The sequence below is a fragment of the Finegoldia magna ATCC 29328 genome (assembly GCF_000010185.1).
GTDB lineage: Bacteria > Bacillota > Clostridia > Tissierellales > Peptoniphilaceae > Finegoldia > Finegoldia magna_H.
Genome location: NC_010376.1, coordinates 871,330 through 889,004 on the forward strand (window position 1 = coordinate 871,330; position 17,675 = coordinate 889,004).

The 17,675-nt window shown below is 29.1% G+C and carries 17 protein-coding genes; 1 reads left to right on the forward strand and 16 read right to left on the reverse strand.

The window, feature by feature from the left end:
* Positions 1-3 precede the first annotated feature (3 nt).
* Positions 4-1,233, forward strand: a complete 1,230-nt coding sequence (locus FMG_RS04310; protein ID WP_012290635.1) for a lipid II:glycine glycyltransferase FemX — start codon at positions 4-6, stop codon at positions 1,231-1,233.
* Positions 1,234-1,275: 42 nt separating this feature from the next.
* Here FMG_RS04310 and FMG_RS04315 read toward each other — a convergent pair whose 3' ends face one another.
* The 16 genes from FMG_RS04315 to ruvC form a co-directional block, all read right to left on the reverse strand.
* Entirely contained in the window at positions 1,276-2,616 is a 1,341-nt protein-coding gene (locus FMG_RS04315; RefSeq protein WP_012290636.1) for an MATE family efflux transporter, read from the reverse strand.
* An 11-nt stretch (positions 2,617-2,627) separates the two neighbouring features.
* Positions 2,628-3,506, reverse strand: coding sequence for an Hsp33 family molecular chaperone HslO (gene hslO / locus FMG_RS04320; RefSeq protein ID WP_012290637.1), 879 nt, complete (start codon positions 3,504-3,506; stop codon positions 2,628-2,630).
* Positions 3,507-3,555: 49 nt separating this feature from the next.
* Positions 3,556-3,759, reverse strand: a complete 204-nt coding sequence (locus tag FMG_RS04325; protein WP_002838099.1) for a cold-shock protein — start codon at positions 3,757-3,759, stop codon at positions 3,556-3,558.
* Positions 3,760-3,832: 73 nt separating this feature from the next.
* Entirely contained in the window at positions 3,833-4,564 is a 732-nt protein-coding gene (locus FMG_RS04330) for a class I SAM-dependent DNA methyltransferase (RefSeq protein WP_012290638.1), read from the reverse strand.
* Entirely contained in the window at positions 4,557-5,078 is a 522-nt protein-coding gene (gene hpt, locus FMG_RS04335; RefSeq protein ID WP_012290639.1) for a hypoxanthine phosphoribosyltransferase, read from the reverse strand. The genes FMG_RS04330 and hpt overlap by 8 nt, the downstream gene beginning before the upstream one ends.
* Before the next feature lie 144 nt (positions 5,079-5,222).
* Positions 5,223-7,841, reverse strand: a complete 2,619-nt coding sequence (locus FMG_RS04345; RefSeq protein WP_012290640.1) for a valine--tRNA ligase — start codon at positions 7,839-7,841, stop codon at positions 5,223-5,225.
* 13 nt (positions 7,842-7,854) lie between these two features.
* Positions 7,855-8,463, reverse strand: a complete 609-nt coding sequence (locus tag FMG_RS04350) for an MBL fold metallo-hydrolase (RefSeq protein WP_002842239.1) — start codon at positions 8,461-8,463, stop codon at positions 7,855-7,857.
* Positions 8,463-8,909 carry a D-aminoacyl-tRNA deacylase gene (gene dtd, locus FMG_RS04355; RefSeq protein ID WP_012290641.1) on the reverse strand — a complete coding sequence of 149 codons (447 nt, stop codon included), beginning with the start codon at positions 8,907-8,909 and terminating at the stop codon, positions 8,463-8,465. The genes FMG_RS04350 and dtd overlap by 1 nt, the downstream gene beginning before the upstream one ends.
* Positions 8,909-11,080, reverse strand: a complete 2,172-nt coding sequence (locus FMG_RS04360; RefSeq protein WP_002838433.1) for a RelA/SpoT family protein — start codon at positions 11,078-11,080, stop codon at positions 8,909-8,911. The genes dtd and FMG_RS04360 overlap by 1 nt, the downstream gene beginning before the upstream one ends.
* A 64-nt stretch (positions 11,081-11,144) precedes the next feature.
* Positions 11,145-12,887 carry a single-stranded-DNA-specific exonuclease RecJ gene (gene recJ, locus FMG_RS04365; protein WP_012290642.1) on the reverse strand — a complete coding sequence of 581 codons (1,743 nt, stop codon included), beginning with the start codon at positions 12,885-12,887 and terminating at the stop codon, positions 11,145-11,147.
* 66 nt (positions 12,888-12,953) lie between these two features.
* Positions 12,954-13,262, reverse strand: a complete 309-nt coding sequence (gene yajC / locus FMG_RS04370) for a preprotein translocase subunit YajC (protein WP_002838251.1) — start codon at positions 13,260-13,262, stop codon at positions 12,954-12,956.
* Between the two features lie 23 nt (positions 13,263-13,285).
* Positions 13,286-14,425: a tRNA guanosine(34) transglycosylase Tgt gene (tgt, locus tag FMG_RS04375; RefSeq protein WP_012290643.1), complete on the reverse strand. Its 1,140-nt coding sequence runs from the start codon at positions 14,423-14,425 to the stop codon at positions 13,286-13,288.
* The gene (gene queA / locus FMG_RS04380) at positions 14,418-15,455 is read right to left on the reverse strand and encodes a tRNA preQ1(34) S-adenosylmethionine ribosyltransferase-isomerase QueA (protein WP_002838448.1); all 1,038 of its coding nucleotides are present in this window, start codon (positions 15,453-15,455) and stop codon (positions 14,418-14,420) included. Before queA ends, tgt begins: the two co-directional genes overlap by 8 nt.
* Before the next feature lie 9 nt (positions 15,456-15,464).
* The gene (gene ruvB / locus FMG_RS04385; protein ID WP_002842216.1) at positions 15,465-16,472 is read right to left on the reverse strand and encodes a Holliday junction branch migration DNA helicase RuvB; all 1,008 of its coding nucleotides are present in this window, start codon (positions 16,470-16,472) and stop codon (positions 15,465-15,467) included.
* Positions 16,473-16,480: 8 nt separating this feature from the next.
* Positions 16,481-17,077, reverse strand: coding sequence for a Holliday junction branch migration protein RuvA (ruvA, locus tag FMG_RS04390; RefSeq protein WP_002838203.1), 597 nt, complete (start codon positions 17,075-17,077; stop codon positions 16,481-16,483).
* Between the two features lie 8 nt (positions 17,078-17,085).
* On the reverse strand, positions 17,086-17,580 hold the full coding sequence (ruvC, locus tag FMG_RS04395; RefSeq protein WP_002842206.1) for a crossover junction endodeoxyribonuclease RuvC: 495 nt from the start codon (positions 17,578-17,580) through the stop codon (positions 17,086-17,088).
* Between the last annotated feature and the right edge of the window lie 95 nt (positions 17,581-17,675).

The following is a 17,675-nucleotide window of genomic DNA, read 5'->3' on the forward strand; positions in this document are numbered from 1 at the left end:
AAAATGGCTTACGAAATGGTTACACTAAGTGCTGAAGAACATGATAATTTTGTTAAAAACCATAAATACGGAGAATTAAATCAAATATATAAATGGCAATATGTAAAAAAAGGATGGATTGGAAAGAATATAGGAGTTAAAAAAGACGACAAACTTATTGGAGCTTGTTTGATTTTATTAAAAAAGCTTCCTATTCTTCCCTATTATTTTGCTTATGCACCTAAAGGGCCAGTAGTTGATTATGAAAATAAAGAAGATTTAAAAGCTACTATCCAAATTTTAAAAGATTTTTGCAAGAAAAATAAAGTTTTCTCTTTAAAGTTTGACCCTCAAGTATCTGTAGAAATTGATGGATTAATTAGTTACTTAAAAAATCTGGGATGTTACCATCACGGATTAAAAAAAGGATTAGAATATAATCAACCTAGATATTATATGATAACTGATATAAACAAATCAGAGAAAGATGTGATGAATTCGTTTCAATCTAGAACAAAAAGTGTTGTAAAAAAATCTTTAAAAAACGGCCTTGAATGTCAACGATGTGATAAGAGTGAGTTACCAAAGTTTTCAAAATTGATGGAAATAACATCAAAAAGAGACGAATTCAATCATCGAAGTCATGAATATTTTGAGAATTTATATGATGTTTTAGGACCAGATGATGATTGTGAATTATATCTAACTAAACTTATACCATCTCTTGTAAAGAAATCCAATGAAGAAGAATTAAATCAAATAGATAATCAAGAGTTGAAAACTAAAAACAAATTAGAAAAAGATATAACAGAAGATAAAAAGAATAACTTCTTAAAAGAATTAGATGTTTTAGACAACAGAAGAAAAAGATGTAAAGATTTGATTGAGCAAATGAATGAATACATTCAAAATGGTGTTGATGAAATTGTATTATCCGGTGCCTTACTAACTTTTTGTGGCAAAAAATCATATTATCTTTATGGTGCATCTTCTAATGATTTCAGAGACTTAAGTCCAAACTACTTAATGCAATGGACTATGATGAAAAGGGCTATAGAAAAAGGATGCACGACTTATGACTTTGGTGGCGTATCTGGTTATACGCCTGAAGATAATGTAGAAGATCATGAAGCAGGATTATATGAATTTAAAAAAAGATTTGGAACAGAAATGCTTGCTACAATTGGTGAGTTTGACATAGTTTTTAATAAACTCATTAATAAATTATTTGAATTTGCATTGAAACACAGATAATAAAAAACCTAGAATTGATGATGAAATCAATCCTAGGTTTTTTTAATCTAATAAATATTTTAATTTATTTTTATAAACTCTTGTGTAGAATATGATAAACAAACTTATACCTTTACATATAACAAGCGAAGATATTATTACCCAGATCCACTCTATTCTCAAATTACTATACATAACCAATAATGACAATGGAATTCTTATGAAATTAAATACAATTCCATTTATTGAAGGATATTTAGTTAATGAAATACCATTTAAGAATCCTGTCGTAGCGATTTCTACACACATTAGAATTTCAGAAATCGAAAGAATTCTTAAATAAACTACTCCGATATTCAAAGTATTTGGATCATCAGGTATAAACAATTTAAATAATTGTGGTGCAAATGTAAATAAAATTATGGTTGTACATATTCCGATACCAATACATATTTTCATTCCCTTTTTATATCCATCCATTACTCTAGAGTATTTTTTAGCTCCATTATTTTGAGCAATAAAAGTAGATAAAGCAACGCTAAATCCACCAACTGTTAACCATGTGATAGATTCTATCTGATTACCTATTTTTTGAGCGGCTATAGCCTCTTTTCCCCAATGAGCTATTATGGCAGCCATAATTATTGAAAAGGTCGCGAAAAGGCATTCTTGAAGTGCAATAGGAAATCCTAAATCAAAAAGTCTTTTTACATAATTTAAGTGCATTTTTTCTTTCAAATATTTAAAATATTCAAATCTAGCAATCATGAACATAATGCATGCTGACATTTGAGCTATAAAAGTTGCCAGTGCAGCTCCTTTGATGCCCATTGGTTTAACAAATCCAAATCCGAATATCAATATAGGATCCAATACGATATTAATTCCTAATGCAATTGTATTTATAATAAAAGGAATTTTACTTTCTCCTTGACCGTTTAAAATCCCAGTCAATACCGGATTTACAAAGTTAAAAAATATTGATGCTACAAAAAAACCATAATATTCAAATGCAAGCTTTGTTACAGATTCATCTAAATTAAAAAAATGTATTATTTGTACTTTAAATAAGATCATCAATGAAATAAAAATAATTCCAACAATCAATGCAAATTTTATAGCATTTGATATATATTTCTGAACAGATTCCATATCCTTTTTACCAATACAATCTGCAACTGATATTTGTACTCCTACACTTAGCATCATACATATAGCATAGCTTAACCAACCAAAAAAACCTACTGTTCCAGCTGCAGCAACTGATTCAATTGATAATCTGCCTAACCAAAATAAGTCCATCAAATTATAACTCATTTGAATAAAAGAAGTTGCCATTATTGGTAATGCTAAACTGATTAATTCCTTATAAATATTTCCTTCAGTAAGATTTCTCGTTTTCAATTAACACCATCCTATATATTGTCTCTAAGTTCCATTAACTCTTCTTTGGAAAAGTTATATTTTTTATTACAAAAATCGCATACTAATTCAGCCTTGCCATCTTCTTCAATCAGTTCGGTTAATGTTTCTTTGCCTAATGAAATTAAAGATCTCTCAACTCTATCTCTATTACAATCACATAGATATTGAACTTCTTTTTGACCTAATAATTTCAAATCAAAATCCGAAAAATATTGATTTAAAATATCAAATGGATCATCATGTGTTACAAAAAGAGATGAAATTGGTGGAAATTTATTTATATCTGATTCTAATTTATCTATTAATGATTCGTCAAATCCTGGCAATGCTTGGATAAATAATCCCCCAGCACTTTTAATTGATAAATCAGTATCTACTAATACACCTAAAGCTACTACAGTAGGTCTTTGATCAGATTGATAAAAATAATTACTAAAATCTTCCGCTATTTCGCCACTTACTAAACTAGTTTGACCAATATATGGTTCTTTTAGTTTAAAATCTTTTATAACTGTTAGCAATCCTTCATTTCCAACAAAACTACCAACGTCTAATTTTTTATTAGATTTAGTTGGCAAATCAACTTCAGGATGACTAACATAACTTTTTACCTCTCCTCTACCATTAACCGTAGATATTAACATTCCACCTTGTCCATTTCCTTGTAAATTCAAAGTAATATTATGCGATTCGTTTTTTAACTCATGACTCATTATTGCAGCCATCGTACTTAATCTTCCTAAGGCTGCTGATGCTGTTGCTGATGTATTATGAATATCCCTTACTGATTGAACTAAATCTGTAGAATCTACAATATTAAATCTAAATGATTCAGTAGAATCGGTAGCAATATATAATTTATTTATCATATAACCTCCAAATAAAAAACCCCTTAAAAGGGGTGTTTTTAAAATTTTATTATAATTTCTTTACATTACAAGCTTGAAGACCTTTAGGTCCTTCAGAAATTTCAAATTCAACTTCTTGATTTTCTTCTAATTTTCTGTATTCCCCATTATCTTCTATTGCAGTATAATGAACAAAAACGTCTCCTTGATCTTCTGTTGAGATAAATCCGAAACCTTTTGTTGCATTAAACCATTTTACTTTTCCTTTTGTCATGTTTCCTCCATAAAATTTGTTTACTTTTGTTTACTATACTAATATAACATACAAAATAAAAATATACAATGCATTAATCATCGTTACATAAAACACATACAAATAATGCTCGTTGCGTAATTTCATTAACAGATTTTCCTGTATCAAAGTCTATTAATTTTACATCTGTAAATCCACAATTATAAAGCATAAACCTTAGAGTGTCCAGGCTATAAACTTTTTCTGTTTGTGTTTCCTGAATTCTCTCGTATGAATCATATTTATTTTTCACAAAGAAATCAATATAAAAATCTATTAGGTTATCCTCTTCGTAATATTGATTTACCCAAGTATAGAAAATATCCTCATACTCGTATACAAAGTGATTGTTTCCCATAATATCTATTAACTTATAAGGGGTGTTTACGTCAAACATAAACACTCCTTTACAAATCTTATTAATTTTGAAAAACAAATTCTGTAATTTATCTGGGTCAAGTATATAATTTATTGTATCTAATGTTGAAAATATAAAATCATAATCTTGTTCTAATTCCAATTCACATAAATCTTCATTGATTAAATTAATTCTAGGAAATTTATCAGCACAAATTTCAAGCATTTCTTTGCTAAGATCAACTCCAGTATAATCAACAGAAGAATCGTAAAAGAATTGTGTCATATTTCCACTTCCGATTCCCAATTCAAGAATAGATTCGGGTTTTATATTTAGCTTATTCAATTCTTTTTTAATAACTTCAGAATAATTTTGGTAGTCAATATCAAAAGTTAATTTATCGTAAATATATGCAAATTCGTTATACATCTTGGTTCCAAATAAAAATATAAGGTATATTCCTATATGATGATCTATAATTTAAACCATAACCAACTATGAAGACATCATCAATTTCAAATCCTACATAATCAGCGTTATATTCAACTTGTCGCCTACTTGGTTTATCTAGTAATACGCAAGTTTTTATGCTTTTTGGATTTTTTTGTTTAATGTATTCCACAGTATTTACAATTGTATTTCCAGAATCAATAATATCGTCTACTATAAGCACATCATAATTTTCTAAGTTTTCTCTAACATCAGTAAGAATTTTTACTTTCCCTGTTGATTCTTCACCATCTTCATAAGATGAAGTAGTCATAAAATCAATACAAATAGGCATATCAATTTGTCTTACCAAATCAGACATGAACATAAAACTTCCTCTAAGAAGAGATATTACACATAGATTTTTATCTTTATAATCCTTTGTAATTTGAGCACCTAATTCTTTAACTTTTTCTTTAATTTGTTGTTCATTTAATAATATTTCTTCTTTCATTATTCACCTCTGAATTTGAATTAATTAATATCTCATTTATATTTTTTTCAATATTTTTTAATGATACTAAAATTTTATTTAAAGTATACTGTAAACTAGCCAATACCATAATCAAAACAAAACCAAATATGATTTCGAGTTTCATTACATTTTTTCCTTAATAGAGCAAATAGAATTATTAATATCGTCGATTAAATGTGAATATTTTTCAACTTTTTCTTTTTCTTTTTCTACAAGATTTTCAGGAGCACCTTTTAAGAATCCTTCATTTTTAAGCTTAGATTCTGCTCTCTTTAATTCTGATTTAGCAGAGTTCAATTCTTTTTCTAGTCTTTCCAATTCTTTAGAATAATCAATCAAATCATTCAATGGAATAATAATTTTATAGGAATCTTTAACAATAACTATGTTATTTTCCTCAGAAATATCTTCATTAACCTTATATTCATTAATGGAAACACTTGATCTAAATAATGATTCTAATTGTTTAAAATCATCTTCTAAGCTCTTATCTGAAGTTAATATATACACATCAGATTGTTTTTTAGGCGCTATATTCATTTCTTGTCTTGAATTTCTAATGCTAATAACGGATTCTACCAATTTATCTATTATTTCTTCTTCTTTCTTAAATGAATTGCTTTCAGAATATTTTGGCCATGTTTCATTTATCAACATATCATTTTTATTAGGAAGATAACTATATATTTCTTCAGTAATATATGGCATAAATGGATGTAATAATTTTATTACATTAGTCAATGTATATATCAAAACTGATATTGCAGAATCTTTTAACTTAGCATTATCTCCATAAAGTCTTGGTTTAACTAATTCGATATACCAATCGCAAAATACATTCCATGTAAAATCATATATTTTTTCAGCTGCGATACCAATTTCGTATTTATTTAAATTTGTAGATACTTCATCAATTACATTGTTTAAACTAGAAATAATCCATTTATCTTCGATTTGTAATTCAACTTCATCTATATTTTTTACATTATCCTCAACATTCATGAAAACAAAACGAGATGCATTCCATAATTTATTACAGAAATTTCTATTTGCCTCAACTTTTTCCATGTAGAATCTTGAATCATTTCCTGGAGTATTTCCAGTTATTAAAGCAAATCTTAAAGCATCCGCACCGTATTGATCAATAACCTCTATTGGATCAATTCCATTTCCTAAAGATTTTGACATTTTTCTACCCTGAGAGTCTTTAACTAACCCTGTCAAGTAAACATCTTTAAAAGGAACTTCCCCTAAATTATAAAGTGACGAAAATACCATTCTGATTACCCAGAAGAAAATAATATCGTATCCTGTTACTAATACATTTGTTGGGAAGAAATATTTTAAATCTTCTGTTTCATTCGGCCATCCTAAAGTTGAGAAAGGCCATAATGCAGATGAGAACCATGTATCTAAAGTATCCGGATCTTGAGTGTATTTTTGTGGATCAGGATTTTCTCTTGCAACGACTACTTCTCCAGTTTCATTATGATAATAAACTGGAAGTCTATGTCCCCACCATAATTGACGAGATATACACCAATCTCGTATATTTTCTAGCCAATTCACATAAACTTTTTCAAATCTTTTTGGTATAAATCTAATTTCTTCTTTCTTATATGCATCTAAGGCTAATTTTGCGAGTTTATCCATTTTAACAAACCATTGTTTACTAATTAATGGTTCAACCGTAGAATGACATCTCTCACAATGGCCAACAGCATGTTCATGATCTTTTACTGAATCTAATTGTCCGATTTTTTCCAAATCTTCTATAATTAATTTTCGAGCTTCATATCTGTCTAAACCAGAATATTTACCATATCCTTCAACAATTTTTGCATCTTCGTCAATTACAATACATTGTCCCAAATTGTGTCTTGCACCAACTTCAAAGTCATTAGGATCGTGGGAAGGAGTTATCTTAACAATTCCAGTACCAAATTCCATATCAACATAGCTATCAGCAATAACTTTAATTTCTCTATTAACTAATGGTAATATCAAAGTTTTTCCGACAATATCAGTGTATCTTTCATCATCTGGATTAACTGCAACTGCTAAATCGCCCAATAGTGTTTCCGGTCTAGTAGTTGCTATTACAATATAATCTTCAGAATCTTTGAATTTATATCTGATATTCCAAAAATGTCCAGATTCATCTTCGTGTACAACTTCAATGTCACTTATAGCAGTATGACAATTTGGACACCAATTTACAATTCTGTCACCTTGATATATCAAATCATCATTGTACATTTTAATGAATACTTCTTCTACTGCTTCAGTTAAATTATCGTCAAGAGTAAATGCCTCTCTACTCCAATCACAAGATACTCCCAATTTTTTTAATTGGTTTTTAATGTTACCACCATATTCACGTGTCCAATCCCAGGATGCTTCCAAAAATCCATCTCTACCTAGAGATTCTTTCGATTTTCCTTCTTCTTTTAATTTATTTACAACTTTAGCTTCAGTTGCTATACTAGCATGATCTGTTCCCGGAACCCAAAGTGCACTGTATCCATCCATTCTATTTTTTCTTATTAAAATATCTTGGATTGTATTATTCAATGCATGACCAAGGTGTAAGTTTCCTGTTACATTTGGTGGAGGCATTACGATCGTAAATGGTTTCTTATCTTTATCAATAATGCCTTTGAAGTAACCTTCATTTTCCCAGATTTTATATATTTTATCTTCAAATTCTTTTGGATTGTAATTCTTTTCTAAATTTTTCATAATTCTCCTAATTTTATTTAAAATATGGATTGTATTTTTTTTCGTCACCAATATTAGTTTCTGGACCATGTCCTGGATATACTTTTATATTATCATTTAAAAGTTTTAATTTTTCGATGCTGTTTTTAATGTCTTCATAACTTGCAGTTGGTAAATCATATCTACCTATTGAGTTTTTAAACAACATATCTCCAGAAAACATTATATCTTTGTATATATAACAGCAAGAGCCATAAGTATGACCTGGAGTTTCTAAAACTGATATCTTTGAATCATTAAACTCAATAGTATCCCCTTCTTTTACATAATAATCTGCAGTTAGAGTAATTGGATTTCCAACTTTTCTTGTATAGTTTTTCTCGGGATCTTCTAGTAAATCTTTTTCTTTTTCAGGGGCATAAATAACTGTATTAAGTTTATTTTTTAATTCTTCTGCTGCAAATATATGATCAAAATGACCGTGTGTAATTAATATAAATTGTATTTCTAAATTACGATTTTTTATATACTCACAAATATCATCAGCTTGTGCACCTGGATCTACTACGAAACATTTGTTATCTTCTGATAAAATGTACATATTTTCACCATATTTTGTAGTAACTATTTTATCTAATGTCATTATTCACTCCTACTATCTATAATTATTGTAACCGGTCCGTCATTTGTAAGTGACACTTTCATATCTGCTCCAAATTCACCAGTTTGAAAAGGTACATTCTCTAATTTTAACTTTTTTATAAAATTATCATATAAATTTTTAGCGAATTCTCCTTTTGCGCATTTATCAAAAGAAGGTCTGTTTCCTTTCCTTGTACTTGCATATAATGTAAATTGAGATACAAGCAATATTTCATAATTTAAGTCTTTAATAGAAAGGTTAAGTTTATCGTCTTCATCAGAAAATATTCTTAGGTTAATAAGTTTTCGAATACAATAATCAATATCTGATTCATTATCTTCTTTATGAATTCCTAAAAGTACTAGAAATCCGTCATTTATTTTGCTTTTTGTTATACCGTTAATATCTACTTTTGCTTCATTTACTCTTTGAACTAATAATTTCATTATGAATTCACCCTAAAAACATCTATAGTTCCTTTTGTGTTTTTTATTCTTGCAATTACAGTATCTATTTCCGAGCTTGAACTAATTTCTAAAATAATATTAATCGTTACTGTTTTGTCTTTATTAGTTCTTGTATTAAATGTTTTGATGTTTAATTTACATTCACTTATAACTTTAGTTATAGCTGCTAAATATCCAACATTATTGAAAGAAATAATTTGAAGTTCAACTTGATAATTACGATTTAATAAATTATTCCCCCATCTAACCGGGATAAGTCTGTCTTTGTCATCTATAGACTTTACATTAGAGCAATCTTTTCTATGAACACTTATTCCTCTACCTCTAGTAATATATCCTACTATTTCATCACCAGGTATCGGATTACAGCATTTAGCTAATTTTATTTCGACATTGTCAATACCATCAATTACAACGCCACTTTCCTTAGGTTCCTCGTTGACAAAATCAACATGATTTGGTTTATTAACAACTTGATCTGTTTCATAATAATCTTTATGATACTCTTTTAGTTTTGGAATTACTTGTGTAACTCTTGTCGACCCATATCCAATTGCTGCATACAAATCATCTAACGATGAAAAACTTAGCTTACTAGCAATTTCCTCAAGCCAATCTCTTTTTAGCAATTCATTAAAACTATATCCCATTTTCGCAACTTCTTTTTCAAGCATATCTCGTCCAAAAACGATGTTTTCTGTTCTCTGTTCTTTTTTAAACCACTGTTTAATTTTTGTTTTTGCTTGAGAAGACTTTACGATTTTAAGCCAGTCTTTTGAAGGACCTGAGTTTGGATTTGTAAGTATTTCTACCACGTTTCCTGTTTTTAGTTTGTAAGTTAATGGTACTATTTTACCATCTACCTTAGCACCTACACATTTATTTCCAACTGCTGAGTGAACTCTATACGCAAAATCAATTGGCGTTGAGCCTGACGGTAAATCCATTACATCGCCTTTTGGAGAGTATACAAATACCTCATCATTGGCAAATTCTTCTTTGAATAAGTCCATGAATTCTTTTGAATCAGTATAATCTTTCTGCCAATCCATGATCTCTCTCAACCAAGCTAATTTGCTATCATATTTTGATTTTTTATTAGAAGTTCCTTCTTTATATTTCCAATGTGCAGCAATACCATACTCAGATGTTTTATGCATTTCCCAAGTTCTTATTTGAATCTCATAAGTTCTTCCATCATGCGCTAATATCGTCGTATGCAATGATTGATACATGTTTGGTTTTGGTGTTGCTATATAATCTTTAAAAGTATTTGGGATTGGCCTGAAAAATCTATGAGCAATTCCCAAGACATCATAACATTCACTTTCTTTGTTTACGATAACTCTTATTGCAGACAAATCTTTAATTTCTTCAAAAGCCAAATGTTTTTTGTACATTTTCTTATAAATCGAAAAAATACTTTTTGGTCTTCCAAATATTTCTGCTTTAATATTGCATTTTTCTAATTCATTTTGAAATTGTCTTATTATATTTTGTATTTGCGATTCTCTTTGTTGTCTTGTCTCGTTGATTTTATTTACAATATCTTGATAAATATTAGGCTCTAAATATTTTAAGCTTAAATCTTCTAATTCCCATTTTATCGTGGACATCCCCAGTCTATGTGCAAGTGGCGCATAAATTTCTAAAACTTCGTTAGCCTTTTCAATCTGTTTTTCACGAGTCATATATTCCAAGGTTCTCATATTGTGAAGTCTATCTGATAACTTGATAATTATTACTCTGATATCCTTGGCCATAGCAAGAATCATTTTTTTTAAATTTTCGGCTTGATTGTCCTTTTTTGTTTTAAATTTAATTTGTTTTAATTTTGTTACACCATCGACCAGGTCAGCAATTTCTTTACTAAATAAATACTCTAAATCTTCATAAGTTATTTCAGTATCTTCCACGACGTCGTGAAATAACCCGGCTATGATAGTTGCATCATCCATGTTTAATGAAGCCAAAATTTTGGCTACTGCCATTGGATGAATTGCATAAGGCTCACCAGAGTTTCTAAACTGACCTTCATGAGCTCTCACCATGTAGCCATATGCTCTAGTTATCTCATCTACATCAGTATTTGGATTATAAGATTTTATTGATTTTATCAAACTTTGTAAATCCGATTGTTCATAATGCATAAAGCTACCTCCTAATAATTATTTTGTTATAATTATACCATAACATGAGCATTATTGTTAACATTTATCTTAAATCAATTAAATTTAATTGAATATTTTTGACATTATTAAAATCATTAATTTCTGGATAGTATAAAATATCTATATATGCATTACAAGAAATACTATTTTCAAGTTCCTTTAATACATTTTCACCAAATTTTCCTAATAAATAGGTATATTTTTCTATAGCATCCGTAAACAAAATTGCATCTATTGCTTTGTTGTTTTTTAGTAATTTCATTTTTAATACATTTTGATTCTTCCCTATCATTTTGGCAAATATAATTTCAACATCCTTATCTCCTAAAATTGGCCTAGGATTATCTTTTCCAAATGGACGCAAATTACCAATTTCTTCTATCAAATCAAAATCAATTTTATCAATATAAAAGCTAGAGTCTATCAAGATTTTTTTAACAAAATCTTCTTCTGTAAGTTTGCTATTTTTATTAACTTTAGTTCTAAACTCATCTAATTTATTTTTTTCAATTGATAATCCACATGCCATAGGATGGCCTCCAAAAGATACGAACATCTCTCTAAACTCATCAAACTCCTCAAAAATATTATATTCTGATATACTTCTTCCAGATCCTTTGAGTAAATTTTTATTTGCAGATTCCGTTAAGATTAAAGTTGGTTTATTATATTTTTCTTTTATTCTTCCAGCTATGATTCCACAAACACTTTCATGAATTCCTTCCACATTGCAAATTAAAATATCGTCGTTTTTTAGTGCGGTATTTTCGATAATTTCGACAGCTTTATTAAATCCATCTTCTGTTAGTTTTTTTCTTTTTTCATTAAGATCGACTAAAATTTTTGCATATGCTTCAACATTATCCATATTTTCATCTCTAAATAGTTCAACACCTAATTTTGCAGTATCCAATCTTCCTGCTGCATTGATACAAGGACCAATTATAAATCCTAAACTGTAGACATTTACTGCATTCTTAATTCCAGTCATGTTGATCAAGCATTTTAAACCGTAATTATCTGTATTATTGATTTCTTCTAGACCTTTTGTAACAAAATACCTATTCTCATCTTTTAAATCGACTATGTCACATACTGTTCCCATTGCTACATATTGAAGCAAATTTTCACACTGTAGCATTCCATATCCTTTTTTTATATTAATAGCTTGTATTAATTTATAAGCAACTCCTGCACCGCATAAACTTTTAAAAGGATATTTGCAAGATTGTTGTTGTGGGTTAACGACCGCATCAGCATTTGGAATTATTTCTTTTCCATCATGTTTTATTGTTTGGTGATGATCAGTTACAATTATTTTAATTCCATTTTTCCTTGCATAATCACACTGTTCAATTGCACTAATACCATTGTCACAAGTTATTATTAAATCTATATTATCTTCGATACATTTGTCTATTATACTAAAAGAAATGCCATATCCATCTGTCATTCTATTAGGAATATCATAGGAAATTTTATCTGTAAAATATCCAAGTCCATCTAGTAGAGTCATAGTAGAAGAATTTCCATCTTGATCATAATCTCCTACTATTCTTATTTTTTCATTATGATCTATAGTGCTAATAATTATATCTACTGCTTTATCCATATCTTTCATTAAAAAAGGATTATGATATGAATTTTCTGCATTAGGATTTAAAAATTTTTCAAAATCAGTGATATTTCTATTTAGCAAAATTTTTGCTATTAATGGATGAATATTATATTTTTTTGATATTTCGTTATAATTATTTCCTCTATTATTAATTAACCATTTATTCATTCATTATCTCCAAATAAAAAAATGGATTTATAGCCCAAATGCTAAGTTTGAACTATAAATCAATTTCTATTTTACTTCATTATCTTCTTTTTTATTTTCTGTTACTTTTGATGCTTTCACATTTGAAGCAATTGCATTTCTAACAAATTCAAGTCTAGTTTTTTGTGATGAAGTTTCTAATATAACACTATCATCAGTTACAGAAACTATAGTTCCTTTAACTCCACCAATTGTAATTACTTCGTCTCCAACTTTTATAGCGTTTCTCATATCCATAAGTTGCTTTTGTTGTTTTTGTTGTGGACGAATCATTAAAAAATACATTACAGCAAAAAGAGCAATCAAAGGCAACAACGATGCTAACATTTTTGGCATAATAATCCTCCTTAAATATTTACTTATTTAATATTATCACATTTTTGGTGATAATCATAACCATAATTTCTATAGAATTCATCTTTAAATTCTAAGTATCTATCTTCTTCTATTGATTTGCGAATATTTTCCATCATCTTAATTAAAAATCTCAAATTATGAATAGACAATAATCTAGCTCCCAATATTTCATCAACATTCAACAAATGTCTAATATATGCTCTAGTATGATTTTTGCAAGCATAGCAATCGCAATTTTCATCAAGCGGTGCAAAATCATCTTTGTATTTTGCGTTTTTTACTACCAATTTACCTTTAGAAGTTAGAGCGGTTCCATTACGAGCGATTCTTGTAGGAAGAACGCAATCGCACATGTCTACTCCATGTTCTACAGCTTCAAATAAATAATCCGGTGTACCGACGCCCATTAGATATCTCGGTTTGTTCTCAGGCATAAAATCAGTTGTAAAATCTAATAACTCAATCATCAAATCTCGTGGTTCACCAACTGATAGTCCACCTATAGCATATCCAGGCAAGTCAAAATCAATTGTATTCTTTGCAGAATATTCTCTTAAATCTTTGTACATTCCACCCTGAATTATTCCAAAAAGATTTTGTCTGTCAATGTTTTTATGATAATCTTTGCATCTTTTAAGCCATCTTAAAGTCCTTTTCATGGAATCTTCAGTGTATTCATAACTTGCTGGATAAGGAACGCATTCATCAAAAGCCATCATTATATCAGATCCTAAATCATTCTGTATTTCCATTGATTTTTCTGGAGATATAAAATGTTTTGATCCATCAATATGACTTCTGAATTGTACTCCTTCTTCCGTAATTTTTCTCGTCTTACTCAAACTGAAAACTTGAAATCCACCACTATCAGTTAAAATTGGTCTGTCCCAATTCATAAATTTATGAAGGCCATCTGCTTTTCTTATAATTTCTTGCCCTGGTTTCAAATATAAATGATATGTGTTCGAAAGAATAATTTGTGAACCAATTGATTTTAATTCATCATTGTTCATTGCTTTTACTGTAGCTCTTGTTCCTACAGGCATAAATACAGGTGTTTTGATAACACCATGATTCGTTTCTATCGTTCCTGTTCTTGCTTTGCATTGAGAAGACTTTTTCTCTAGTGTAAATTTAAACATTCCTTCCTCCATTTATAAACATAGCGTCTCCAAAGCTAAAAAATCTAAAATCATTTTGTTTTGCTTTTTCATAAGCATCAAAAATATATTCCTTCTTAGAAAAAGCACTAACTAACATCATTAAAGTAGATTTTGGTAAATGGAAGTTAGTGATTAAGCTATCCACGATATTAAATTCAAATCCCGGATAAATAAAAATATCTGTCCAGCCACTTTCAGCCACTAATTTTGAATTATTATTGTGTGTTACGGTCTCTAAAGTTCTTACGCTAGTAGTACCTACCGCTATAATATTGTGACCTTTGCTTTTTTGTCGATTAATTATATCTACAGTTTCTTGACTAATAGTGTAATATTCTGAATGCATGTGATGATCTTTAACATCGTCAACTTTAACTGGCCTAAATGTTCCTAAACCTACGTGTAATGTTAAGAAAACTACATAAATTCCTTTATCTTTGATTTTTTCTAATAATTCATTGGTGAAATGAAGTCCTGCTGTTGGAGCCGCTGCACTTCCATTGTGTTTGGAATAAACAGTTTGGTATCTTTCCTTATCATTCAATTTTTCTTTTATATATGGAGGAAGAGGCATATTTCCCAGTTCATCTAATCGCTCTTCGAATATTCCTTCATATTCAAATTTTAAAATTCTAGATCCATCTTCTGTTATGTCAACAACTTTAGCACTTACACTGTCAGAAAACTCTATAACTTGATTTAATTTCATTTTCTTTCCAGGTTTTACTAAACATTCCCATTTATCCTCAGTTTGTTGTAGAAGTAAAACCTCAATCTTTTCTTCTTTTTCTGGTCTGTGTCCAAAAAGTCTAGCGGGAATAACTCTTGTGTTATTACATACTAAAACATCGCCAGGATTTAAATAATCTATAATATTATAAAACTTTTTAATTTCTGTATTTCCATTAAATCTATCCATAACCATTAGTTTAGATTCATCTCTTTTATCTAATGGAGTTTGTGCTATAAATTTTTCATCTAACTCGTAATCAAAATCATCTGTATTCATCTTATAAAATCACCTCTTTCGAACTATATTAAAATGCTTATATGCTTTATCTGTGACAATTCTTCCTCTGGAAGTTCTGTTGATAAAACCAATTTGTAGCAAATATGGTTCATAAACATCTTCAATAGTAATTCTTTCTTCACCTGTAGCCGCTGCAATTGTATCGACACCAACAGGCCCACCATCAAAGTTATTAATCATTGTCATTATGATTTTTCTATCAACATAATCTAGTCCACATTTATCAACTTCCAACAAATTTAAACCAAGATTACTTATTTCCTGTGTTATAGTACCATCTGCTCTTACTTCAGCGTAATCTCTTACTCTTTTTAAGAGCCTATTAGCAATTCTTGGAGTCCCTCTACTTCGTCTTGCTATTTCCATAGCTCCTTGTTCATCAATTCCTATCCCCAAAACTCCTGCAGATCTTGTAACTATTTTCTTCAAGCTTTCTATATCGTATAATTCTAAATTTAATAGAACACCAAATCTATCACGCAGTGGTCCTGTCAATTGACCAGACCTTGTCGTAGCGCCAATAAGTGTAAATTTCTCCAAATCTATTCTTAAACTTCTTGCTGAAGGACCTTTTCCGACAATGATATCCAAAGCATAATCTTCCATTGCAGGATACAATATTTCTTCGACCGATCGATTAATCCTATGTATTTCATCTATAAACAAAACATCATCTTTTTGCAAATTTGTGAGGATACTAGCCAAATCAGAAGGCTTTTCTATGGCAGGTCCACTGGTTACTCTCAAATTAACACCCATTTCATTAGCTATAATGTGTGCTAATGTGGTTTTCCCAAGTCCAGGTGGTCCATATAATAGTGCGTGATCTAATGGTTCGTTTCTATTCTTTGCAGCTTCAATAAATATAGATAGTTTCTTTTTTACTTTATCTTGACCAATGTAATCGCTCATCCATTTTGGTCTTAAATTAAAGTCAATGTCTTCATCAATTTTCGTAAAAGATGCTCCAACAATTCTATCATTTTTATCTTCCATCTTCTCACCTACCTACTACTATCTAAACTTTTCATTGCTTTTTTCATTATATCTTCAATGGATAAACCAGAAATATCAGTATTTTCAATAAACGCATCGACATCGTTTTTAAAATAACCAAGCTGTAACAATGCCTCTCTTGCAAATTCTGAATCATTAGATCTTTTCACTTCTTTATTAACAGGCTTTTCTGATGGAACAAAGTCTTTTTCTATTTTTTCTTTTAGTTCTAAAATTATTCTTGATGCAGTTTTTTTTCCAACACCTGGCGCTTGTGTTAGAAGTTTAATATCATCAGTTATAATAGCCGTTTTACATTCATCAACAGTCATCGTTGATAATATATTCATTGCATATTTTGGACCTATAGATGTAACATCTGTTAATAAATTAAATAATTCTCTTTCTTTTTGAGATGAAAAACCATATAATATGCTCGCATCTTCTCTTTCAACGAATTCAGTATAAACTTTATATTCATCAAAAGCACTAACATTATCCCTAAAAAAATCAGTTATGAAAATTTTATAACCAATATTGTTATTTTCTAATACTATGTAGTTTTCATGAACTTCTGTTATAACTCCAATAATATACGAATACATATTATCTCCTATTTCATTTCATTTAAATATTTAAATTTACTACCAAAAATATGACATAAAGCCACTGCAACTGCATCTGCTGCATCATCTGGTTTAGGTATTTCATTAAATTTTAAAATTGTTTTGACAGTTTCTTGAACTTGTCTTTTATCCGCTCTGCCATATCCAACAACCGCTTGTTTTATTTGAAGCGGAGTATACTCATAAAGTCTTAAATCTTTATTTATACAGCTTAGAATTTCTACTCCTCTTGCTTGTGAAACAGTTATAGCTGTCTTTACGTTTTTATTAAAAAATAATTCTTCAAAAGCACAATCATCAGGTTGAAATTCATCAATAATTTTATTCATTTCTTGATAAATGAATGATAGCCTATCAGGTAATGCTGATTTTGAACTGGTTGTAATACAGCCATATTCAAGACATTTTATTTTGTTATTATCATAATCCAATATAGAATAGCCAACTATTGCTATACCAGGATCAATGCCCAACACTCTCATTTATTATCAAATCCTATACTATAATATATTTTAACATGTTTTAATATTATATCATAAACATTTTAACTTGTTAATTTACCTATATGTTATAATAT